Here is a 23,352-nt window from a genome sequence, read left to right on the forward strand (position 1 = left end):
GGATAACAGGTAAATTTCAAGCCAATTAGAGAGCCATTTCCTCGGATTTTGGGTCACACCTCTCCTAATCAACTTGGGGAATGGCAATCTATGGCATTGATCAATCACTTCAGGATTAGGATCATCTTAGCGTTTTTAGGCTGACTTTCATCCGGTTCCATCCGATGATTAGGCCCGTGGCTGACACGATGGCGCTTATTCCTGCAAGCAATACATACATCCATGCAATCCAGCTATGGCCGTAGTCGCCTGTGTGGAGTTGGTCAAAATATTTTTTCCAGGTTCTATGGGACTGGGCTTGTTTCTCAACTCGCACGATGTACCTACTGTCAAGATCGAGATTGACTTTAATTTTAATGCGATCGTGGTTTTCAGAATCAAATTGAAGAATATAGGGATCACCCAGAGTCTTGGGCAGTTGTAGACGATGGAAGTGGTGATGGGGCAATGCGACGACCTGCGCTTGGTCAATCACAGTGGTCAGCTTGATTTGGGATGAAGGGTAAGCAGAACTCACAGCCGAACTCGCCGCTGAACTTATGATGAAAGGTTCTGGGTTGGGAGTCAGCTTAAAAAAATGCTGTAGAAGGGGATGAAACCCCATCACTGCTCCTGTGATTGCGATCATTATTAGGAAGGTGACAACCCAAAATCCTGCAACATTATGAAAATCATAGTTCAGTAGCCTCGGTTTTGCTGACCAACGTAGGCGCAAGCCATGGGTAAACTTTCGCCAACCTGTCCACCGCAATAATCCGGTTAAGGTGACAGCCAATAGTCCTACGCCACTCAGTCCAACAAAACCCGATCCCCATTTCCCGAGAAGAAAATTTCCGTGAAGTTTGTGCACGATCGCCATCATGCCTGGATTTCGAGGGATTTGGTCTAGTAATTGACCGCTATAGGGGTCTAAATAAACATCGAATTCACCTCGATCGTCCTTAAATCTAGCTTGGGCTGCTTGGGTCGGGTGTTGGGGTAAGTCCAGCCAATCCAGATGGCGATCGAAAAAATGAGTTTGTACTAGATCGATCAACTCAACTGCCGACAGGGCGGGGGGTGTCGGAACAATTGACCAACTATCCTCTTTCGTCGGCAACTGCTTTTCTACAATCAGCACAATACCCGTGAGTGTAAACATTAGCATGACGACTCCCATGATGATCCCGAGGGTACGATGCCAGTGCAGGGCAATCTGTTTCACAGTTGTCTGGATCATGGAATCAGAACCTCTGGTTTTTCGGGTTGCAGCACGCGTTGTAACGCAGGATAGGATTCCCTAGCTTTGTTATAGACTTTGACAATTTCAGTCAACGGTTTTGATAACAAATTGAGATTTACATAAAATAAGGCTAAATCTCCAGCATCTATCTGCTGCGGTAACAGTCCTAAATGGGGAAGGATTCCTGCTAACAAAATCAAAGTTAATAATCCTGCCCAGGTGAGGAGATCCATCAAGTTTTCGGTAGCAGATTTAAAAACTTCGAGCTTCAGGGTTTGCCGCAAAAATGTATTTTGATGCTGTCTAAATTCTGATCGTCGTTCATCACTGGTACAGTTCGCTAATTGGCTTTGGGTGCGTAACAGTCCTTGGCTAGCCCGTTGTACATAAGGCCCGAAGAAAAAACCTAGTAAGGTGGGGGGAATGACCGCAATCAGTAAAGCAGGTAGCCAAGCTGGGGCCAAGTTCAACTGCCAGATGATGACCGAAATCGTCTGTGAAATTATTTTCCAGCCATCTTTATGCAAAATGTCTAACCCCGGTTTAGCACGATTGCAATCGTACAGAATGCGGGGAATGTCAGCGGATTCTTGGGCCTGGGATCGGCGATCGAGGTAGGTACACTGGAGGGCTAGAATAAGCCGAACTTCGTAGACTTTATCAATGACTTTATCTGCGAATTTCAGTAATCCTAAGCCAAACAACAAGGCTCCAAAGGAGAGGGCGTAGCGAAATAATGATGCTTGGAGATCAATATCCCCCTTTTTCAATTCATTGACGATGGTTTTACCTAACCATGCCATGCTGGGTTCCACTGCGGCCACCACGATCGTTGAGAGAATGGCGGCAGCTAGCCAACCGGGATAGGTCAGCAGCAGTCGCACCATGTCTTTGAAGAGGGGAAGAAGATGACGCATTAAAATTTCCAGTCCAATCCAATTAGAAACGTTTGTCCGGGATCCTCTACTTTGCGCGTAGAAGTGCCATTGACCAACTGTTCCCGTTCTTCTTTTTTGGCATTGGTCAGGTTGCTTGCCTCAAAAAATAAGCTGAAGTTGGTTGTGAGTTTTTGCCGAACGGCTAAGGACAAAAAGGAAAACGGAGTAATCGTTTTTGTACTGCCATCGGTGCGATTTTCGACCCGATCACCCACATAGGTCCAACTGATGGAGAAGGTTGTTCCCCAAGGCGCATAGGTATAATCTAGTCCCAAATTACTGATGAACTTAGGTTGTTCCTTAAATCGACGTTTGCGCCCTAAGTTATCGGTCAGCTCTGAATCTAGAAATGTTTGATTTGCCCACAGGGTCAAGCCTTGCAGTGCTTTCGATCTAGTGAATCCGAGATTGATCCGCTCTTCCAGTTCGACCCCACTTGTCCAACCATCTCCTACGTTTTGAATTTGGAAAATGGGTTTACGATTGCGGCGAGTTCCAGTATCAACTTCTTCAATAACATCTTTGATATTGCGATAAAAAAAGTTAGCTCCCAGCAGAAAATGCTGATTTTCATACTTTGCCCCAATATCTAGGTTGAGAGAGGTGGCAGGGTCAAGGTTGGGATTGCCAATTGTGATTTTATCGCCAGCTTCAATTTCAAAGGGCGATAGCTCATCAAACTTCGGACGGTTAATTCCTCGGGAGATAGCTGCGTTTAAACTCAACTGATCTGTGGGTTTGAATAATACATGCAGAGAAGGATTCCAATCGGTGCGAGATTTATCTGCATCGCGGGTTTTGGTATCGGAGGCAGTCAAATTGGTATGCTCTACCCGAATACCCGGAATGAGGCTGAGGCGATCGCTCAAGAAAACTTGACTTTGCACAAATCCGGCAAAATAATTCTCTTCTAACTGATAGTTGTCCTTTGGCCCTGTTTTGTCGCTGCGTCGATTGCGATTATCAATTTCAATAACAGACTTCAACCGTTCTCGATCTCGCAGTCGAAAGGCTCCGCCGAGCTTGATTTCCTGCCGCAGCCCGGTTTGGATAGGGATGGTCAATGCAGTGTTAAAGTTGATGGTTTGATCTTCCTTATCCTCCTTTTCCAACGTGGTTTTATTCAGAACAAACACATTGCGGTTATTGAGATTGAACTCCCGTTTATTCTTGTCTTTGTCTTCTCTGCCTTCAAAGAAGCCTAACTGCGTTTCTAGCTTTGCTCCACCAAACCGATGCTTGTGGTTCACACTAATCCCACGGGTAGTTCGAGATTCATCTTCTAAATCCACATTGCGCACCGTTGTTCTTCTCGGTTCGCTGGTCAGCTTAGTTTTTTCCTTATCGAAGTCCAACTGAAGAAAGAGGGGCTTGACTGTCAACTCCCCATTCTTATAAGGAAATCCAAGGCTAAAACTATAGTCGGTATACCGCTGGTTTTGCCGCTCTGTTTCCAGTTCTCGCAGTCCTGCGGTGGAGGTTTTAAATTTGTCAATGTCTAAGGGCCGAGTCAACAGGTTAAAAGCCCCTAAATAGCCAAAGCCTTCTGTGGGTCGATCGCCGATCCCCAGTTGTAGGTTAAAAATGCTGCTGCCCAACCCAGATCGATCGCCTAGACCGACCCGACCCTCCAAGAAAAACCGCTCTGGGATCGATCTAGTTTTGACATCTACCCGTCCTGCCAGACCATCACTCTCAAACTCTGCCGTTGGGTTGCGAATAATCGTGACGCTTTCCACCAGTGAAGAGGGTAACCGATTGACCTGAAACTCTCGCTTCTCACCGCCATCTGGCAACGTCAATCCATCAATTTGCGTCCGTGTGAATTCCTTATCCAATCCTCGTAAACGCACGTCATTATTTTCTCCCGGTGGCCCATCGACAACGACCCCCGGCATCCGCTCAATGATATCCCCTAGGCGACGATTATTACGGGTTTCAAACTCTTTGCGTTGAACCCGACTGCTGGGAATATAGGCCGGGATTCCTTGATCTAAGATCTGTACCCCAGTAATTGTGATTTCCTCCTCTCCATCCGCGATGGGCGATGTTCCTTGACTGATCAAGTCTTGCGCGTCCCTAGAAAGGCGTTCTACATCTTGCAAATTTTTACTAATACTAGGAATCACCAAAGATGTATTCAAGGGTTGGGCTGATGCCATATCAGAAGATAGCCCCTGAGCCAAGTAAAGCAAAACCACCAAGTTCGATCGTAGTACCAATTGACGCATATTCATGGGAACTCGTATTAGCAATGAAAAGTACAGAGAAAGATGACGAAGAAAAACGTGAACTAGTGGGCTTCAACTAGTTCAAGCGCAGACAGATGAGTGGATGATGAGCGTGAAGAACCCTGAGTGTCAGTTCAGGCGCAACTCAATTTGGGCAAAACGGGCAGCAAACCTTGGTTTTGGTCTTTTCCTGCTCTGGGAGAGGGGTTGGGGTGAGGGCTAGCCAAGCTACTTGCGATGGATTTACTCCCATAGATTATTGAAAATCTTTTTTATTTAGCTTCACTAGGGCATATTATCAGATTCCATTTCTAGTTGACAAGTTTTCCTATTTAAGAGAGATTAAGCTTACGGTTTACCTGCTTGCTGACTTGTCTCGTTAATCCCATGGAATATACTTGGCTCGACTCTTTTTCGATTTTGTTGCGGGAAGGCATGGAAGCGCTGTTAGTCCTGATCGCACTCTTGGCATTTTTGGATAAAAGCGGTAATCAACATCGCCGGATTTGGATTTGGTTGGGGGCGATCGCCGGGTTGGCGATGTCTGTCATAGCTGGGTTTGGGATTCAAGCAGTGGTCTCTAATGTCTCTGCCCTCCGATCGAACAAAGAACTCCTAGAGGGTGTTACCGGACTGATTGCTGCTGCGATGTTGTTTTATGTCAGCTACTGGCTACACAGTAAATCTGCCCTCAATGCTTGGCAGGGATACATCCATGAACAAATGACAGCGGCTCTGGAAACTCAACGAGTGTTTTCACTGGCTGTACTCTCCTTTCTAACGGTATTCCGTGAAGGGGGTGAAACCGTTTTGTTTTTCCTCGGCATTGCCCCTTCTATTAGTTCATTTGATTTATTATTAGGAATTGGGGCCGCAACTGGACTGTTGGCTATTGTAACGATGTTGATGTTAACGCTGGGATTGAAAATTCCGTTGAAACCCTTTTTCCAAATTACCAGTGCTCTTATTTACTATCTAGGGTTCAAGTTTCTGGGTTCCAGTGTTCACGCTTTGCAAGCAGCCAATCTTTTTCCACTACACCCGATCGTTCAGTTGCCTAAAATCCGGCTGTTAGGTTTTTATCCTACTTGGGAGACGATGGCGGTTCAAGCAGCCTTACTTCTGGTTGCAGTAGGTATATTTCTCAAAACCTGGTTGCCTAAAGCCCCCTGGGTAAAATCTGCCCAAGCGATCGAATGAAAATAACTTAAGCGATTGGGAAGTTCTCGGATTGATACGCTTTGGAGTTCTAATTGTACGGTTAAGCACCTGAGGTATTGAGGCAGGTGCACCATAGGCTGGTTGGGGATAAGTGGTGGGATTTGAGAACTGTTTTGCGGAAAGTGGGTAAGTTTGGGGGAGAACGTTCGATCGAATTTCCCCCATGGTCAATTCTACTCCTTGCAAAAAATTCTTCTCTGGGTCAAGAATCTTTCAGGTTGGTTTGCTCAGTTTACTGCTGTGCGTCAGTATCGCATTTTCGGCAAAGGCGATGTGTGGTGCGTTTTTTGCGAGGATCACTGCCGATCTCACTAATACGGCTTCGCGGGTGGTGATTGCCCGTGAAGGGAATAAAACCGTATTTACGATGGCTAATAATTTTCAGGGGAATGTCAAGGAATTTGCGCGAATTGTGCCGATGCCTGTGTTGCCTCGCCGTGAGCAAGTTCGCATTGGTGATAATTTGTTGCTTGAGCAATTGGATCGTTTCACAGCTCCCCGTTTAGCTTCATCTACGTTCTATTTCAACAAGGCTTGGGAGGCGGAATCCCTCGGTTATATTCCCGTTGCATTGGGGTTGTTGGGATTCTGCATTGTGGCTCAGGGGATTGGATGGGTGCGATACTCGCGCTTTTCTTGGCCGTTTGGGCTGGCGGCTCTGTTTTTAATCGCATTTTTGATTGCGGTGATTGTTCCAGCTTCAGTGAATCAGGCTAGCAAGGGAACTAACTCTGCGAAAACATCTGCTCCGCTGGAAATTGCCGATCAATTTTCAATCGGTGAATACAATGTGACGTTGCTCAGTGCGGCGGAATCTGATGCCCTCACAGATTGGCTGAAAAAACAGGGTTATCAACTGCCTCAGGGGGGCGAGCCGATGCTGAAGTCTTACATTCAGGCGGGGATGAAGTTTTTTGTTGTCAATATCAATTTAGAAAAAGTACAACGGACAGAATCGGGGTTTCTGCGCCCGATCGTGGTTGAATATGAATCGCCGCAATTAATGCTACCGATTCGTTTAAGTACGTTAAATGCTCGGAGCGATCAAGATTTAATCGTCTATGTGCTGTCCCCTGACCAGATGGCAGAGGTGGCAAATTATCCCAATCAAACGATGCCAACGGATGGGGTATCGGTACGGGGCGAGATTTCTGGACGAGAGATTCCCACTTGGATTAATTATTATTTTGAAGAGTTTTATCAGGCGGTGTTTCAGAAAGCCTATGAGCAAGCGGGTAAAAATGCTGCTTTTCTCGAATATGCTGGCAAGATTGCCTCTGATGCTTGCAAGCCTTGTACGATGGATTGGGAGCAGGTGGATTCTCTGGTTAAAAATTTACCCAAGTTGGGGGTGTCTTGGTCAGGCACGCAGACACGATCGCAGACCTATGTGACGCGGTTGCATGTTCGGTATAATGCCACCACTTTTCCAAGGGATTTGGAATTTCGGATGTTGCCTGTGGAGGCTCTACGATCGCGGCTTGAAGCAGCAGGAACGCAGGTCACGGCTCAACCCGATTTACTGTTTCAAATCAGATTTGCGAATCTCCATGCCACCGGAACTCCGTTTGGGTTTTCGGCTTTACGGTATTGGCTGAACGATCGAAAAACTGAAGAGAATTTGGTTAACCTAACGGGTTGGAGTCGATCGGAAATTCAGCAAAAACGTCAATCGATTAATCCCAATTCTTAGGCAACTCAGCAGGACTTGACTGGTCATCAGCGTAGTCAAAGTTCCATAAGTAACTCCGTGGATATCTGGCAGCTTATCTAACGTTATTTAAGCGATCGCGGCTATCAGTAATGGATGAATTGAAGGGTATTTCGCGATCGTCGATCTCCGGGGTTTGCTAAAGAAAATTCTAGGGGTGGACGGGTGGGAAACGGCTGTGGGAAGGGCTGAGCGATCGTGAAAACGCTCGACGGATCCGAGGGAAAATCTAGGACTCGGAGGTTCGGAAACGCAGCTTGGACTTCTGCGGTTATGGCAGGCATTCAAGATCTCTTCTATCGTTTAAAACTCTTATCTAATAATGCTTTCATAAATAGACTGAAGGGACTATTTTAGAGTCTGGACTAAAATTGGACTAAATTTTCAGCCCCTAGATCGGCCCTTTTAGCCCCCAATCGCGCACTCCTTTTCCCATGCCAACCCCCTCGGAACAACCCACCTCACCCTCCTAATAGTGCCCCCAGTCTACCTCGATCGGTCGATCGTAAACCCGCGATCGTCGCCCCATTTCTATTTCATTTAACCCCTAACCTGGACTAATCTACCCCTGAAATTTGTACGAAATTTTGAGCCGACTCCAGCCCCAAAACACCCCTCAATATCTAACACAGAACCCACTCATCCGCCGCAAAAATAATGAGTCTCAATCTAGACCCATAACGCTCAAAAATCAGGGTTAGAAATCAGGGTCAAAAATATTTTAGACATCAGGCACCAACGGCAGACGACGAACACGAATACGGCTGGGTTCAACAGTAAGGCTGAACCTTGTTCAAGCTCTCCTTGACACTCAGCAATCACGGTCAGCAGCAGATTCGTTAGCGCTTGGGCACGTAACCTTTCAATCCGGATGCGAATAACTGATGGAGAAATGGCTTCATCGAGTGCTAGCAAAGTGTGAAAATCCGCATCAAGCGTCGCAACAATGCGCCCCTCATTTCTGGCTGTTTGAATGATATCTGCATCTTCAGCCTCAGCCATTCCAACTTCACCAACATGAACAGTATCAATCCCTGCACCGCGTAATAATGCCGCCGCAGAGAGTGGTAATCCCTGATCAAGCAACAGTTTCATAGCGATCGGAAAGTTCAATGATGCGATCGTCCAAGTAGGAAGAGACAAAAATCAAGGCTTGCTGAATATCTTCGTCTTCTAATTCTGGAAACTCGCAACGCAATTCTTCACGATCGGGGTAAGTCGCCAGCAGTTCAATGACCCGACGAACCGTAAGGCGCAGATTACGAATGCAGGGCTGTCCATTCATCCGCTTGGGATTGCTAGTGATGCGATCGAGTTTCATAAAATTCATCCAGTTTCTTACGAAAATCATCATCGTATAGTGCATCTCGCCAATTCTGAGCCGCTATGATTTGCTTAGGTTTAATATTTCTTGCTCCACGTAAATCTGCACCATATAAATCAGCATCGTCCAGTTTGGTATCTCTGAGGTCGGCATTTTGAAGGTTGGCATTTTGAAGGTTGGCATCTCGAAGAATAGCCCATCTTAAAATAGCTTCTTGTAAATTTTCTTCTTCAAGTCCAGCAGATTGAAGATTAGCATGTAGGGCTTTTGCTCCCAAAAGGTCTGCTTTTATTAAGTTAGCGTAGCTTAAATCACTTCTTCCTAGACTTGCCCCACTCAAGTCAGCTCCTCGCAGGTCAGCCCCTTGTAGTTGGGCATCCCACAGCAATCCTTGGGACAGCATTGCCCCTTGTAAAACAGAACCCACCCATCCACCGCAAAAATAATGAGCATTCACTCCGGTTCATCACACTCAAAAAATCAATTCAAACCTACTTCACTTCCCGCTTCTCCATCGGCTTAGGCTGAGACGTTTCCCGCGCAATCTGCTCAACACATTCTGTCAGGTCTTTACGCATAGCATTCGCACTATGCCACTCGCCCCCAAAGAGTCTGCGACCATCCCAATGAACCGCAAAATCCTGAGTATCCTCGATCGAACTCAGCAACGCCTCACTCGACGGAACCTTAAAAAACATCATCCCCATACTAGGAACCATCGGAAACCGCGATGCCAGAACCTCTACATTTTGCGTCTCACCAGACTGCACCAAATCCACCCGCAGCCGCTTCACCCCTTTCCTATCGTGGGGGATCTGCTTGGAAAAAAACATCATCGCCGTTCCAGACTGTTCCCCCTTCCAGTCCATCAAAATCACCCCACCATTCAGCGTCCAAAACGATGCCGAACAGGCGAGGGTAGCCTGTCCCGCCGGAGAACGCCCCACCGTCCACGTTCCTTCAGCAAGCTGGTCAAAGGTCTTACCCGCCGCCTCACCATGGCGCTTCACCAGAAATTCCCGCTGATTTTCGAGCGACGACTGGCGCAGGTGTTCAAAGAAATCCAGCCACTTTTTAGGATCATAGGTAGACAGCCCAGGCAGCCTGACGCCACTGTTATTCATAGGCGGTGGTGCAGGCTGGCTAGGACTACTACTCCCACCACCGCCCCCATCCATCGGCGCACAACCCACCCATCCCGCACTGCCACCCCCGATCGGAAAGAACCCCGGCGGACAGTTCCCCTCCGCCCGCACCCGAGCAGGAACCAGCGCTGCAACAGCGATCGCACCCAGAACAGAAAAGAGATGAACTGGCTTCAATGACTTCAACGACATTTCGACAATCCCCTACAAACGTCACTCGTAATGGACACAATTTCGCCTACCTACCACAGGCGATCGGTAACTTATGCAGTAACCGTTTCTCCTGTCAGCTTGATCAGAAAACTTATTCAGCAAACATCTCAGCCAGAGTAGCAAGCAACATTTTTTGCTCATCTTGGCTGATGCGGCCCAGCTTTTTGACCAAGCGATTTTTATCAACTGTGCGAATCTGATCCAGAACAACTTGCCAATTCTTTCCCTGGAACTGACAAGGAATCCGGGTGGGATAGGAATTCCCCTGAGTCGTCATGGGAGCAATAATCACCGTCGCAATATAACGGTTCATCTCATCCGGCGAGATCACCACACAGGGTTGCGTTTTCTGAATTTCACGACCAACCGTGGGATCTAAGTTGACCAGAAAAACATCAAAACGCTTCACTACCATTCCCATTCCGCTGCATCCCAATGGGTCGTACTGCCCTCACCCAGCAAAACATCATCCTGATTCCTAGCCATTGCCGTAAAAGCCTCCTCCCATCCAGCACGCCGAGGTTGCGCCGTACGAATCGTTAAACAATCCCCCTGCACTTCAATCTCAACGTCTTCCTGAATACCACTTTGCTCCAAAAGGAGTTTAGGAATCCGGACACCTTGGGAGTTACCAATTTTAACGATGCGAGTCTTGATAACCGTGCCCATACCCAGATACCCAAAACGGCAAGAGTATAATTACATCGTAGTCACCAGGAAGACCCCTGTCAAGTAATGGGGAACCCCAATGTAGCGTGACATCCCCAGGAAAGTTTGAAGGCAACCCACTCTCCACGATCGACGGGCACTATGGGGGGTATGTGATGCGGATTGTAGATTACCCCGAAACGCACAGTCGAAAGCGACATCCCTCTTCCTGCCCCCGCAACAAGATGCACGCCATCACTTCCAACTCAGATATTGCACCCATCAAATCGATCGAGTCATCATCCCAATCATCTTCATCCTCTGGTAATGCTTCCTAATAGCGACGTAATTCAGCTAGTAGCCCCTGAACAGCCTCAATACCGCGCCTGACCTCAAACCACTGAGGCACAACACTCCACATCACTTCACCTTGAAAATAGTAGACCCCATCAACTAATTCACTACCTTGCTCAACTTCTTCAATCTCCTCCTCCCCAAAAGGCATATCTTCACGAGTGCTATTCACAAAACAGCCTAAAGCCTCCACTCCGACCTTAGCTGACAGGGCATCCAGCGTTTCCATTACTAACGCAATTGTTTTCCAATCAACAGATTCCGAGTGCAAAAAAGAGCACTTATCGTATCCCTCTAACACTGGAAAAATTTGAACACCCATAATTTCAAAACCTGAGCCGAAAATAGGTTCCTCGGATAGCTGATGTGTTCCAGTACACCCTGCGATTGTTTGGGTTATGTGGAAACCATTGTTTCTGGGCGGCTACTCAGAGTCACGAAGTAAGCTTGATAAAGCTTCTCGCTGGGTGTCACTGAAATCACTCCGTTGGAGCAAGGCTTGGATTTCCGCACAGAATTTAGTGTCGTCAAAACTTGGCTGCTTTCGTAAAGCATTTACTACTTCAAGGAAAACAAATAGGACGTCTCCAATTGATTCGCCAAAAACAGCTGCTATGGATTGCAAGTTTTCGTCATTCATAGAGTGAGATTCGAGGGTAACTGGCTTAAGTATAATGCCCCTCTCAAGCCAATGCTTCTGTCCAGCTAATTTGAATACTTGTACACGATCGCCCTAGAAAAATCCTGTTCCCATAACTGCGCCTGCATGAGGTATCGTTGTGCTGCGGCTACTAGGGTTCTAACTTAGACCGAGTTGGCGTTTAACTTGATCCAGTGAAATAGTCTGAGTTTGGCTAGCTCGTTGCTCTAAAAAATTCATCAACTTCTGATTTCGACGTGTTTGCGCGATTTCAACCTCGAAGTCATCAATAGCACTGAGTATGAACTCTCGTCCGTCAGCCAACTTGATAATCACATCTTCATCAGTAGCCTGCTCAAATACCGAACGGATCTCAGTAAGATCTTCTGGAAGCGTAATAGTTCTCATAAATCGTACTCCTCGCCATGGATAAAGAGCATATTTCCTTCCTTGTAACCGATCGCCTCGATTTTGACGATCGATAACTCCGTATCAACATCATAAAACACTCGAATGTGATCAATACGAAGCTCCCACTCAGCTAAGACATTGGGTCGTAGTCGTTTCCGATTCCGGGTTGGCTGAGTCGGTTGGTAGGAAAGTTGAGTCTCAATTGCTGAAATAATTTGTCGTTGTTCATAGGCTCTAAAAAGTTGCAAATCTCCTAAGGCATCTAACGTGAAATCAAGTTGGAACATCACTGTTTCAATGCAAGTCGTGCCTAATTATGCACTTCAGTCATCCCGATCGCCCAAGCCGAGGTGCAGCCCCCCAAATTGACCCTTAATTAAATCCCAAGTTGCCCGATCGCATCACCCTTATCTTCCCTACAATTGTTGGCAATTTTCAACAGACTTTTCCAATTTTTTCTAACTCAAAAGTCGCCTCATTCAGCATTTCTTGATCATTCGAGTGGCCCCCATCAATCCCCTCTTAATTGATTCGCCATAGAGAAAAATCGATCGTAGGTTTTACTCCTACCAAAACAAACCCAATCGATCGCCTTTTCCCTAGCACAATAGCTAAAAAATGAAAAATTACCTACAGAAATAGCCTGCATCTAGCACTAAACTAGGGCATTTCCAGACCCTGACCTATCCCCAGCAACCCCGCCCATTCTCCCCAAAACCTCCCTAAAATCCCCAAAATCATTCAACCTTTTCGAACCCCTCAAGTTTGAAATAAAACTTGTTGGATCACATGACAGATCTGAGATCTTTCTTAAAACTTGACACTCTAAGCCGTCTTTATTAGAAAATCCAGATTAGCAAACCCAGGTTACCTAGAGTTAAGAGTTCCCTGCCTCTAGATGACCCTAATTTTTATCCGCTAGGGCATCAATAATGAATTATTCTCTCCCACGCAAACAAGGACTCTACGATCCCCAATTTGAACACGATGCCTGCGGCGTTGGGTTCGTCGTGCACATGAAAGGCCAGCGATCGCACGACATCGTTCAACAGGCATTAACCATCTTGGTAAACCTGGAGCATCGCGGCGCGTGCGGTGCCGAAATCAACACCGGAGACGGCGCAGGCATCCTCACCCAAATTCCCCATACCTTCCTGCAAAAAGTCGCCAGCGCCGCCCAAATCACCCTGCCCGAACCCGGTCAGTACGGCGTTGGCATGATCTACGGCTCCCCCGATCCCGCCCAGCGCACCGCCGGACGCCAAACCTTTGAACAGATCGTCCAGGAAGAAGGCCAAACTATCCTTGGCTGGCGCGACGTTCCCACCGACAACAGCGCCCTCGGTGACACCGCCAAAGCCAGCGAACCCTGCATGCAGCAAGTGTTCATCCAACGGGCCGCCGATCTAGCCGACGACCTCGCCTTCGAGCGCAAACTCTACATCATCCGCAAACGCGCCCACAACGCCATTCGCGCCACCGGCATCGACCCCTGCTGGTATCCCGCCAGCCTCTCCTGCCGCACCCTCGTCTACAAAGGGATGCTCCTGCCGGATCAGGTCGGCAGCTACTACCCCGACCTCCACGATCCCGACTTCACCAGCGCCCTGGGCCTCGTCCATTCCCGCTTCAGCACCAACACCTTCCCCAGTTGGGAGCGATCGCACCCCTACCGCTACATCGCCCACAACGGCGAAATCAACACCCTGCGCGGCAACATCAACTGGATGCACGCCCGCCAATCCCTCTTTGCCTCAGACAGCTTCGGCGACGACCTGAAAAAGGCCCACCCAGTGATCAACATCGACGGCAGCGATTCCCTGATTTTTGACAACGCCCTCGAACTCATGGTGCTGTCCGGGCGCTCCCTGCCCCACGCCGTCATGATGATGATCCCAGAACCCTGGGCCGCCCACGAGTCCATGGATGACGCCAAAAAAGCTTTTTATGAATACCACGCCTGCTTGATGGAGCCCTGGGATGGCCCCGCATCGATCGCCTTTACTGATGGCAGCGTCATGGGAGCTGTGCTCGATCGCAACGGTCTGCGCCCCTCCCGTTACTACGTCACCAAAGACGACCTCGTGATCATGGCGTCGGAGGCCGGCGTTCTGCCGATCGAACCCGATCGCGTCGCCCACAAAGGCCGTCTGCAACCCGGTCGCATGTTCCTCGTAGACATGAACCAAGGCCGCATCATTGCCGATGAAGAAATCAAAAACGAAATCGTCAATGCCCAGCCCTACCGGGAATGGTTAAACCAATATTTAGTCGATCTAACAACGCTACCGGAGCAAGCCCAGCCATCCCTAGCAGAAACACTAACGTTAATCCAACGGCAAATGGCCTTTGGCTACACCTTTGAACAGGTACGGATGCTGCTAGCTCCCATGGCCCGCGATGGCGTAGAAGCGGTAGGTGCGATGGGGGCTGATACGCCGCTGTCGGTGCTGTCCGACCAGCCTAAACTGCTCTACGACTACTTCCAGCAACTGTTCGCCCAGGTGACCAACCCCCCGATCGACTCCATCCGGGAAGAAATCATCACCTCCGCCGAAACCACGATCGGCTCCGAACGCAACCTACTCAAACCCGAGCCGGAAAGCTGCAACCTGATCAAGCTCAAAACCCCTATCCTCAGCGACGCCGACCTGGCTAAGCTCAAGCACATTGCCAACGACAGCTTTAAGTCCCTCACCCTGCCGATCCTCTTCGATCCCACCCAGGGCACCGCAGGTCTAGAAGCCGTCCTCAAGCAAATCTTTGCCCAGGCCGATGCCGCGATCGCCGAGGGTGTGAATATCCTGATTTTGAGCGATCGGGACATCAGCGCCACCCAAGCCCCCATTCCCGCCCTCCTCGCCGTCGCTGGACTGCACCACCACCTGATCCGCCAGGGCACCCGCACCCGCGTCGGCATCGTCCTAGAATCCGGGGAACCCCGCGAAGTTCACCACTACGCCCTCCTGATTGGCTACGGTTGCGGCGGCATCAATCCCTACCTGGCTTTTGAAACGATTCAAGAGCTCATCAACGAAGGCTTACTGGTCAACGTAGACTACGCCACCGCCTGCAAAAACTACATCAAAGCCGCCACCAAAGGCGTCATCAAAGTCGCCTCCAAAATCGGCATTTCCACCATCCAAAGCTATCGCGGCGCGCAAATTTTCGAAGCGATCGGCCTCAACCAATCCGTCATCGATCGCTACTTCACCTGGACAGCCTCCCGCATTGAAGGCGTGGGCATTGATGTCCTGACAGAAGAAGCCCTGCTACGCCATCACAACGCCTTCCCCGATCGTCCCGCCAACGCCCCCACCCTGGATGTCGGCGGTGAATACCAGTGGCGCAAAGACGGCGAAGCCCACCTCTTTAGCCCCCAAACCATCCACACCCTGCAAAAAGCCGTACGGGAAGGCAACTACGACCTGTTCAAGCAATACGCCGCCCTCGTCAACGAGCAGAACCAGAAGTTCTTCACCCTGCGCGGCCTACTGCAATTCAAACACCGCCAACCCATTCCCCTAGAGGAAGTCGAACCGATCGAAGACATCATGCAGCGCTTCAAAACCGGGGCCATGAGCTACGGCTCCATCTCCAAGGAAGCCCACGAAGCCCTGGCGATCGCCATGAATCGCATCGGCGGCAAGTCCAACACCGGGGAAGGCGGCGAAGACCCCGATCGCTACACCTGGACCAACGAGCAGGGCGATTCCAAAAACAGCGCCATCAAACAAGTGGCTTCTGGTCGCTTTGGCGTCACCAGCCTCTACCTCTCCCAGGCCAAGGAAATTCAAATCAAAATGGCCCAAGGAGCCAAGCCCGGAGAAGGCGGTCAACTTCCCGGCAAAAAGGTCTATCCCTGGATTGCCAAGGTGCGCCACTCCACCCCCGGCGTCGGCCTCATTTCCCCTCCGCCCCACCACGACATCTACTCGATCGAAGACTTGGCGGAACTAATCCATGACTTGAAAAACGCCAACCGGGAGGCCCGCATCAGCGTCAAACTCGTCTCCGAAGTCGGCGTCGGCACGATCGCCGCTGGGGTTTCCAAGGCCCACGCCGATGTCGTCCTCATCTCCGGCTACGACGGCGGCACCGGAGCCTCCCCCCAAACCTCCATCAAACACGCCGGGTTACCCTGGGAATTAGGCTTGGCCGAAACCCACCAAACCCTGGTGCTCAACAACCTGCGATCGCGCATCGTCGTGGAAACCGACGGCCAAATGAAAACCGGACGGGATGTCGTCATTGCCGCCCTGCTGGGGGCAGAGGAATTCGGCTTTGCCACCGCGCCCCTCGTCACCCTCGGCTGCATCATGATGCGGGTCTGCCACCTCAACACCTGCCCCGTGGGCGTCGCCACCCAAGACCCCCAACTGCGGCAACATTTCACCGGAGATCCGGCCCACACCGTCAATTTCATGCGCTTCGTCGCCCAGGAAGTGCGGGAACTCATGGCCCAACTCGGCTTCCGCAGCCTGAATGAAATGATCGGACGCACCGATGTCCTAGAACCCAAACAGGCGATCGACCACTGGAAAGCCAAGGGACTGGACTTCTCCAAGATCCTCTATCAGCCCCAGGTCGGCGAAGATGTAGGCCGCTACTGCCAAATTCCCCAAGACCACGGCCTCGCAAAATGCCTGGATCTCACCGTCCTCCTAGATCTGTGCAAACCCGCGATCGAAGACGGCAAACCCGTCAAAGCCACCCTACCCATCAAAAACACCAACCGCGTTGTCGGCACCATCCTCGGCCACGAAATCACCAAACGCCACTGGGAGGGCCTCCCGGAAGATACGGTGCATCTCCACTTCCAAGGCAGCGCTGGACAGAGCTTCGGAGCCTTCGTGCCCAAGGGCGTCACCCTGGAACTGGAAGGCGATGCCAACGACTACCTGGGCAAGGGACTGAGCGGTGGCAAAATCATCCTCTATCCCCCCGCTGGCTCTAGCTTTGTCCCCGCCGAAAACATCATCACGGGGAACGTCGCCTTCTACGGAGCCACCGGCGGCGAAGCCTACATCTGCGGCATGGCCGGAGAGCGCTTCTGTGTCCGAAATTCCGGGGTTCATGCCGTCGTGGAAGCCGTCGGAGACCATGGCTGCGAATACATGACGGGCGGGAAAGTGGTCATCCTGGGCACCACGGGACGCAACTTCGCCGCTGGCATGAGCGGTGGAGTCGCCTACATCCTGGACGAAGCCGGAGACTTTGCCACCCGCTGCAATACCCAAATGGTCGGCCTGGAAAAACTGGAAGATCCGGAGGAAATCAACGACCTCCAGCAAATGCTCCAGCGCCACGTCCACTACACCCAGAGCCAAAAGGCCGCCGAGATTCTGGCCCACTGGTCAGACACCGTGCCCAAGTTCGTCAAAGTCATGCCCAAGGACTACAAGCGCGTCCTACAGGCGATCGCCGCTGCCATGGCCGATGGACTCACCGGAGACGAAGCCCTCGCCGCTGCCTTCGAAGCCAACGCCCGCGATGTGGCCCGCATTGGCGGCAGTTAGCCCGATCGCACTCCTCGTCTTCTTTTCCCCTCCGCCCTTACCGATCTACGAAACACCAACCATGGGAAAACCAACCGGCTTTATCGAATTCCTCCGCGAAATCCCGGCAGAAGTTGCGCCGCTCGATCGCCTGCGTAACTGGGATGAATTCCACCTCGAAATGCCCGAGGAAAACCTCCGCACCCAGGGCGCACGCTGCATGGACTGCGGCATCCCCTTCTGCCACACGGGCACCATCATCAGCGGCATGGCCAGCGGCTGCCCGATTAACAACCTGATTCCCGAATGGAACGACCTGGTCTATCGCGGCCTCTGGCAAGAAGCCCTCGATCGGCTCCACAAAACCAACAACTTCCCCGAGTTCACAGGCCGCGTCTGTCCCGCCCCCTGCGAAGGCTCCTGCGTCCTCGGCCTCAACAACCCGCCGGTCACCATCAAAAACATTGAATTTTCCATCGCCGAAAAGGGCTGGGAAGAAGGCTGGATCACCGCCCATCCCCCCAGCAAACGCACGGGTAAACGGGTCGCCGTTATTGGCTCTGGCCCCGCCGGACTCTGCGCCGCCGCCCAACTCAACCTGGCGGGCCATGAAGTGACGGTCTTTGAACGCGCCGATCGGCCCGGTGGACTGCTCATGTATGGCATCCCCAACATGAAGCTGGATAAACAGGATGTCGTTCTGCGGCGGCTGAATCTTCTGGAGGCCGAAGGCGTCAAATTTATCTGCAACACTGAAGTCGGCAAAGACTTCCCCGCCGAAAACCTCCTGAAGGAATTTGATGCCACCATCCTCTGCACCGGAGCCACCAAGCCCCGCGATCTGCCCATTCCAGGCCGCGAGTTGCAGGGCATCCACTTTGCCATGGAATTCCTCACCGCCAACACCCAAGCCCTTCTCGATGGCCACCCCGGCAGCGATTACATTTCCGCCGCTGGCAAAGATGTCGTCATCATCGGTGGGGGCGACACGGGTACTGACTGCGTGGGCACCTCCCTGCGCCAAGGGTGCAACAGCCTGGTGCAGCTAGAAATCATGCCCAAACCGCCATCGGAGCGGGCTGCTAACAATCCCTGGCCGGAATGGCCCAAGGTCTACAAAATGGACTACGGCCAAGAAGAAGCCGCCGCCGTCTATGGCGACGATCCTCGGGTTTACACCACTACCGCCACCCACTTTGAAGGCGACGACAACGGCCAAGTCAAAGCCGTCCACACCGTCCAAGTGGAATGGACGAAAAACGACCAAGGCCAATTCATTCCCAAGCCCATTCCCGGCACCGAAAAAGTGCTACCCGCCCAACTCGTGCTGCTAGCCATGGGCTTCCTCGGCCCCGAACAACCGTTGCTGGATGCTCTGGGATTAGAACGGGATGGCCGCAGCAACGTCAAAGCCGACTACGGTCAATACACCACCAGCATCCCTGGTGTCTTCGCTGCGGGTGACTGCCGACGGGGTCAAAGCTTAGTTGTCTGGGCCTTCAACGAAGGTCGAGGAGCCGCCCGCGAATGCGATCGCTACCTCATGGGCAGCACTGACCTCCCCTAAGCCCGATCGAACCCTTACTTCAACCCTAAAAATCCCCTTGTGATGGGGCCACTGGGTACATTCCCACCAAGAATGCACCGCCCCAGTCGCCCGATCTCGGGGGATTTTTGCCAATGCTAGAATCGCGGTATTGCAGCCCAGGAGCCGTTCGACCATGAACCAACCCACCGCCACCACCCCGCTGCCTAACATGGTGCCCTTACCCACCATGCACGACCTCCCTAGCGACGACCCCCTGGAGCCCGGTTTGCCCGACGAATTTCATGGAATCCAACCCCAACTCCTCGCTGAAACCCTACGTTTACAGGACTACGCTGCCAGCGAAATCTTCTGCGCCTTTGACTTGAACTTGTACTACGACCCAACGAATACAGGCTGGTACAAGCGCCCCGACTGGTTCCTCGTCGTCGGCGTACCCCGTCTGTATCAAGGTAAAACTACCCGTTCTAGCTATGTCACCTGGGACGAGAAAGTTAACCCAGTGATGGTGATTGAATTCCTCTCTCCCGGCACAGAAGCAGAAGACCTGGGGCCATTTTCCAGTAAACCACAAGCTCCAGTGACACCCGGTAAGCCACCCAGCAAATTCACCGTCTACGAGCAAATTCTGCAAATTCCCAACTATCTCATCTTCAACGAAACCGATCGACAATTGCGGTATTTCCGACTAGAAAATGGACAGTACGAAGAACAGTCGATCGCGACCCAAAACCCACGCATCTGGATACCTGAAATCAACCTAGGACTAGGACTCTGGAACGGCACCTTTCGCGGCATTCCCCAAGACTGGTTACGCTGGTGCGACGCTGATGGCAATTGGTTGCTCACTGAAACTGAAATCGAACGACAAGCCCGATCGCGACTCGAAGCCTATCTACGGTCTCAAGGCATCGACCCCAACAATCTCCCCGAATAGCCCCCAATGCTAGAATCACGGTATTGCAGCCCAGGAGCCGTTCGACCATGAACCAACCCGTCACCACCCCACCGCTGCCTAACATGGTGCCCTTACCCACCATGCACGACCTCCCTAGCGACGACCCCCTGGAGCCCGGTTTGCCCGACGAATTTCATGGCCTACAGCCGCAATTGCTAGCCGAAACGTTACGGCTAACGGATTACGCTGAAACTGAAGTCTTCTACGCCTTCGACCTAAACCTCTACTACGACCCAACGAATACGGGCTGGTACAAGCGCCCCGACTGGTTCCTCGTCGTCGGCGTACCCCGTCTCTATCAAGGCAAGATGACTCGTTCCAGCTATGTCACCTGGGACGAGAAAGTTAACCCAGTGATGGTGATTGAATTCCTCTCTCCCGGTACCGAATCAGAAGACCTAGGGCCGTTTGCCAGTAAACCTCCCTCCCCAGCCATACCCAGCAAACCGCCCAGCAAATTCACCGTCTACGAGCAAATTCTGCAAATTCCCAATTATTTAGTCTTTAACGAAACCGATCGACAGTTACGGTACTTCCGACTAGAAAATGGACAGTACGAAGAACAGTCGATCGCCCCTCAAAATCCATTGATTTGGATACCTGAAATCAACCTAGGATTGGGACTCTGGAATGGCACTTTTCGTGGCATTCCCCAGGAATGGTTACGCTGGTGTGATGCCGATGGTAACTGGTTACTGACTGAAGCTGAAATGGAACGACTAGCCAAAGAACGGGAACGGCTAGCCAAAGAACAAGCAGAACTCCGTGAGCAACAGGAGCGACAGGCCAAAGAACAAGAACAACAAGCCCGATCTCGACTCGAAGCCTATCTCCGATCGCAGGGCATCGATCCAGACAATCTTCCTGAATAACTTGATCGCAGGCTAATGACTTAGTTAAATGACTTAGTTACTTGAAGCGGTAGGCAACTGATGGTAAGCGCAAACCGCCCCCGATCGTAACGTCGGACAAGGATTCTGCTTCATTGGCATCCCCAATAATTCCAACCGCTTCAACCCTACCAACGGCAGCAAATCCTGAGTTCCGGCCTCCGTCAGCAACGTATTATTCAACGTCAGCACCTCTAACCCAATCAAACCAGCCAGCGGACGCACATTCTCCACCAAATTTCCATCCAAACGCAACTCTCGCAAATACGTCATTAACGTCAACGGCGACAAATCTCGTACCCGATTGCCTTGCAACGCTAAAGAAGTCACATCCTTCAACGCCGCCAACGCCGAAACATCTTGAATTTGATTATTCTGTAACGATAGCGATCGCAAACCCTGCAATCGCGCCAACGGCGTGACATCCGTCAATCCCACCCCATCCAACGTCAAACTCGTCAGCTTCGGCAAACTCGCGATCGCCCCCAACTCCTTCACCACACTGTCCCGAATCACCAGCGTCTTCAGATTCACCAAACCAGCCAGCGGCGACCAATTTTCGATCGGGTTCCGATTCAAGACCAACGTTTCCAACGTCGTCAGCATTCCCACAGGCCGCAGATCCCGAATTCCCGTTCCCGACAGATCCAACACCTTCTGCTTAGCCAAGCCCTGAGCCGCTCGATCGCACTGGGTTGTCCCCGCCACCCGCAGCAACACCTCCATTGTGTGGCGACTCTCCGCCGACAACTTGCTCCGTTTCCCACACATCGCTTGAAACAAATCATTCCGTGCCACGGTTCCCTGCTTCGCCCCCGGCTTTTTAGCAGGACTTGGCGACTTCTGACTCGGCTTTTTTGTGGGTTTCTTAAACCGTACCTGAGCACCTTGTACCGGGGTAGCTTTCCCCTGCCCCGATCGCGCTGCATACCCTGGCTCCGTCCCCACCAAGCCACCGAGCAAAATTCCCAATACCCAAAACACACGAAAACCTTGGCTAGCCATGGACAGAACCTCAACCAATCCCACAAAAACTAACAGGATTCTTAAAAACTCGAGCATTACGCCCGATCGACCCGACAATAATAGCCTGTCACAGCCTTGAGGAATCACCTTCATGGCCTATTTTTGTACACTCAATATCGGACAAGACCTCTACCTTGACAATGACCAACACAATACGATCGTCACCCTCACCCACAGCCTGGGCTTCACCAGCACCACCAGCCAAACCCTCCCCACCGGAACCTGGCAACTCCCCCCGGAAGTCTGGAAAACCAGCCAAGGCATCATCATCAAACTAACCACCGTCCAACAGCGCTATTTTCTGCTCATTCAAGGGAACTGGGTTTACCTCCTGAGCAGCCCCCTCAATCTCAACAACGCCCTCCGGCTACCGCTCCTCAATCCCGACCAACCCACCGACCCAGCGCCCACCTTCTTGACCCAAGCACAGTGCTAAAACAGACCTAAAACAACACAAAGAACAACGCTAAATCAATCAAACCGCAACGCTAGACATCCCCCAACCAGACAATTAGAGCAGACGATCGAGAGCCCATTTCAAGCTAGACACCCTCGATCGTCCCTCCCAATCTCCCTAGCAATCTACCTTGCTAGAGACAGCCTATGCCAAAATTCCACCCACTCCCCACTCCCCAAATCCCACGCCCCATCTACTACCGTGCTTTCTTCCAGCCCCTACACCAACACCGAATGGCAAACCATCCAACACCTCGGCCAACAGGTTGAACAATCCCTGCAAGAACAACAAGTTGGCCTCCTGATGGGCGGTGAACCCACGTTTATCTCGATCGACGACTTTGAATCCCCCCAATGGACGATCGCAGCCCTCGGCGACGAAAAATTCGCGATCGCCCAGCAACTCCTACAAAAACTGCAACACCGCTTCAACCACCCCGGCAGCATCCTACTCCACAGCATCGGCAAATCCTATCCCGGCGAATCCATTCCCCGCTGGGCCTTAGGCTGCTACTGGCGCGAAGATGGCCTTCCCATCTGGCACAATCCCACCCTCCTAGCCCCAGCCAACCCCCAACTCTCCCCCTGCACCGATCCCTATCCCTTCCTGCACCACCTCACCCAACTCCTCCACCTCAATCCCGCCCACATCCTCCCCGCCTACGAACCCGACACCGACCTTAACAACGACCCAGCAGGCTACGTCCTGCCCCTGCTACCCATCGATCGCGATCCCAACGCACCCACTTCTAACCCCATCTGGACAAGCTGCACCTGGGAACTCCCGACCCCTTCCCTGGAACTCCTCCCCGGCAGCGCCCCGATCGGCCTCCGTCTTCCCCTGCACCAACTTCCCAAAGACCACCTCCTCACCGAAGCCCACCCCACCCTCCACCCCAACGAACCCATCACCCTCCCAC

The 23,352-nt window shown here is 51.4% G+C and carries 23 protein-coding genes; 8 read left to right on the forward strand and 15 right to left on the reverse strand.

Going from position 1 to position 23,352, the window contains the following annotated elements:
* Positions 1 to 121: 121 nt before the first annotated feature.
* From ACN4EG_RS18475 to ACN4EG_RS18485, 3 genes are read right to left on the reverse strand one after another with little or no spacing between them, the layout of a single operon-like run.
* A complete protein-coding gene (locus ACN4EG_RS18475; RefSeq protein ID WP_431631611.1) occupies positions 122 to 1,219 on the reverse strand; it encodes a PepSY-associated TM helix domain-containing protein in 1,098 nt (365 codons plus the stop codon).
* The gene (locus tag ACN4EG_RS18480) at positions 1,216 to 2,139 is read right to left on the reverse strand and encodes an ABC transporter ATP-binding protein (protein ID WP_431631613.1); all 924 of its coding nucleotides are present in this window, start codon (positions 2,137 to 2,139) and stop codon (positions 1,216 to 1,218) included. Before ACN4EG_RS18480 ends, ACN4EG_RS18475 begins: the two co-directional genes overlap by 4 nt.
* Complete coding sequence (locus ACN4EG_RS18485; RefSeq protein ID WP_431631615.1) at positions 2,139 to 4,397, reverse strand: TonB-dependent receptor; 2,259 nt, start codon at positions 4,395 to 4,397, stop codon at positions 2,139 to 2,141. The genes ACN4EG_RS18480 and ACN4EG_RS18485 overlap by 1 nt, the downstream gene beginning before the upstream one ends.
* A gap of 381 nt (positions 4,398 to 4,778) precedes the next feature.
* Between ACN4EG_RS18485 and ACN4EG_RS18490 the strand changes: the two genes are divergently transcribed.
* Both ACN4EG_RS18490 and ACN4EG_RS18495 read left to right on the forward strand, forming a co-directional pair.
* Positions 4,779 to 5,591 carry an FTR1 family iron permease gene (locus ACN4EG_RS18490; protein WP_431631616.1) on the forward strand — a complete coding sequence of 271 codons (813 nt, stop codon included), beginning with the start codon at positions 4,779 to 4,781 and terminating at the stop codon, positions 5,589 to 5,591.
* Positions 5,592 to 5,883: 292 nt separating this feature from the next.
* A complete protein-coding gene (locus ACN4EG_RS18495; RefSeq protein ID WP_431631618.1) occupies positions 5,884 to 7,305 on the forward strand; it encodes a DUF2330 domain-containing protein in 1,422 nt (473 codons plus the stop codon).
* Positions 7,306 to 7,409: 104 nt separating this feature from the next.
* Here ACN4EG_RS18495 and ACN4EG_RS18500 read toward each other — a convergent pair whose 3' ends face one another.
* The 11 genes from ACN4EG_RS18500 to ACN4EG_RS18550 all read right to left on the reverse strand — a co-directional run bounded on the left by ACN4EG_RS18500 (position 7,410) and on the right by ACN4EG_RS18550 (position 12,345).
* Positions 7,410 to 7,607, reverse strand: coding sequence for a hypothetical protein (locus ACN4EG_RS18500; protein ID WP_431631620.1), 198 nt, complete (start codon positions 7,605 to 7,607; stop codon positions 7,410 to 7,412).
* A 400-nt stretch (positions 7,608 to 8,007) separates the two neighbouring features.
* On the reverse strand, positions 8,008 to 8,418 hold the full coding sequence (locus ACN4EG_RS18505) for a DUF5615 family PIN-like protein (RefSeq protein ID WP_431631621.1): 411 nt from the start codon (positions 8,416 to 8,418) through the stop codon (positions 8,008 to 8,010).
* Positions 8,402 to 8,644, reverse strand: a complete 243-nt coding sequence (locus tag ACN4EG_RS18510) for a DUF433 domain-containing protein (protein ID WP_431631623.1) — start codon at positions 8,642 to 8,644, stop codon at positions 8,402 to 8,404. Before ACN4EG_RS18510 ends, ACN4EG_RS18505 begins: the two co-directional genes overlap by 17 nt.
* A complete protein-coding gene (locus ACN4EG_RS18515; RefSeq protein WP_431631625.1) occupies positions 8,622 to 9,104 on the reverse strand; it encodes a pentapeptide repeat-containing protein in 483 nt (160 codons plus the stop codon). Before ACN4EG_RS18515 ends, ACN4EG_RS18510 begins: the two co-directional genes overlap by 23 nt.
* Before the next feature lie 34 nt (positions 9,105 to 9,138).
* The gene (locus ACN4EG_RS18520; RefSeq protein ID WP_431631627.1) at positions 9,139 to 9,984 is read right to left on the reverse strand and encodes a hypothetical protein; all 846 of its coding nucleotides are present in this window, start codon (positions 9,982 to 9,984) and stop codon (positions 9,139 to 9,141) included.
* Positions 9,985 to 10,096: 112 nt separating this feature from the next.
* Positions 10,097 to 10,420: a type II toxin-antitoxin system PemK/MazF family toxin gene (locus ACN4EG_RS18525; protein WP_431631629.1), complete on the reverse strand. Its 324-nt coding sequence runs from the start codon at positions 10,418 to 10,420 to the stop codon at positions 10,097 to 10,099.
* A complete protein-coding gene (locus ACN4EG_RS18530; protein WP_431631630.1) occupies positions 10,414 to 10,674 on the reverse strand; it encodes an AbrB/MazE/SpoVT family DNA-binding domain-containing protein in 261 nt (86 codons plus the stop codon). The genes ACN4EG_RS18525 and ACN4EG_RS18530 overlap by 7 nt, the downstream gene beginning before the upstream one ends.
* 313 nt (positions 10,675 to 10,987) lie before the next feature.
* On the reverse strand, positions 10,988 to 11,329 hold the full coding sequence (locus tag ACN4EG_RS18535) for a hypothetical protein (RefSeq protein ID WP_431631632.1): 342 nt from the start codon (positions 11,327 to 11,329) through the stop codon (positions 10,988 to 10,990).
* Between the two features lie 102 nt (positions 11,330 to 11,431).
* Positions 11,432 to 11,647, reverse strand: coding sequence for a hypothetical protein (locus ACN4EG_RS18540; RefSeq protein ID WP_431631633.1), 216 nt, complete (start codon positions 11,645 to 11,647; stop codon positions 11,432 to 11,434).
* Between the two features lie 159 nt (positions 11,648 to 11,806).
* Positions 11,807 to 12,055: a hypothetical protein gene (locus tag ACN4EG_RS18545; RefSeq protein ID WP_431631635.1), complete on the reverse strand. Its 249-nt coding sequence runs from the start codon at positions 12,053 to 12,055 to the stop codon at positions 11,807 to 11,809.
* On the reverse strand, positions 12,052 to 12,345 hold the full coding sequence (locus ACN4EG_RS18550; RefSeq protein WP_431631637.1) for a type II toxin-antitoxin system RelE family toxin: 294 nt from the start codon (positions 12,343 to 12,345) through the stop codon (positions 12,052 to 12,054). Before ACN4EG_RS18550 ends, ACN4EG_RS18545 begins: the two co-directional genes overlap by 4 nt.
* 645 nt (positions 12,346 to 12,990) lie before the next feature.
* Here ACN4EG_RS18550 and gltB point away from each other — a divergent pair.
* From gltB to ACN4EG_RS18570, 4 genes are all read left to right on the forward strand, one after another.
* Positions 12,991 to 17,577 (forward strand): glutamate synthase large subunit, encoded by a 4,587-nt coding sequence (gene gltB, locus ACN4EG_RS18555; protein ID WP_431631639.1) that lies wholly within the window; start codon positions 12,991 to 12,993, stop codon positions 17,575 to 17,577.
* On the forward strand, positions 17,552 to 19,123 hold the full coding sequence (gltD, locus tag ACN4EG_RS18560) for a glutamate synthase small subunit (RefSeq protein ID WP_431631641.1): 1,572 nt from the start codon (positions 17,552 to 17,554) through the stop codon (positions 19,121 to 19,123). The genes gltB and gltD overlap by 26 nt, the downstream gene beginning before the upstream one ends.
* A 154-nt stretch (positions 19,124 to 19,277) precedes the next feature.
* A complete protein-coding gene (locus tag ACN4EG_RS18565) occupies positions 19,278 to 20,039 on the forward strand; it encodes a Uma2 family endonuclease (protein WP_431631643.1) in 762 nt (253 codons plus the stop codon).
* Between the two features lie 47 nt (positions 20,040 to 20,086).
* Positions 20,087 to 20,932, forward strand: coding sequence for a Uma2 family endonuclease (locus ACN4EG_RS18570; RefSeq protein WP_431631645.1), 846 nt, complete (start codon positions 20,087 to 20,089; stop codon positions 20,930 to 20,932).
* A 33-nt stretch (positions 20,933 to 20,965) separates the two neighbouring features.
* Here the strand turns inward: ACN4EG_RS18570 and ACN4EG_RS18575 are convergent, their stop codons facing one another.
* A complete protein-coding gene (locus ACN4EG_RS18575; protein ID WP_431631647.1) occupies positions 20,966 to 21,955 on the reverse strand; it encodes a leucine-rich repeat domain-containing protein in 990 nt (329 codons plus the stop codon).
* A 112-nt stretch (positions 21,956 to 22,067) separates the two neighbouring features.
* On the opposite strand from ACN4EG_RS18575, the gene ACN4EG_RS18580 reads away from it, so the two are divergent.
* Positions 22,068 to 22,412 carry a hypothetical protein gene (locus ACN4EG_RS18580; protein WP_431631649.1) on the forward strand — a complete coding sequence of 115 codons (345 nt, stop codon included), beginning with the start codon at positions 22,068 to 22,070 and terminating at the stop codon, positions 22,410 to 22,412.
* Positions 22,413 to 22,634: 222 nt separating this feature from the next.
* Positions 22,635 to 23,352, forward strand: a 718-nt coding sequence (locus ACN4EG_RS18585) for a transglutaminase family protein (protein ID WP_431631651.1), incomplete at its 3' end; no start/stop codon positions are given.

Source organism: Alkalinema pantanalense CENA528 (assembly GCF_050753345.1).
GTDB lineage: Bacteria > Cyanobacteriota > Cyanobacteriia > Leptolyngbyales > Leptolyngbyaceae > Alkalinema > Alkalinema pantanalense.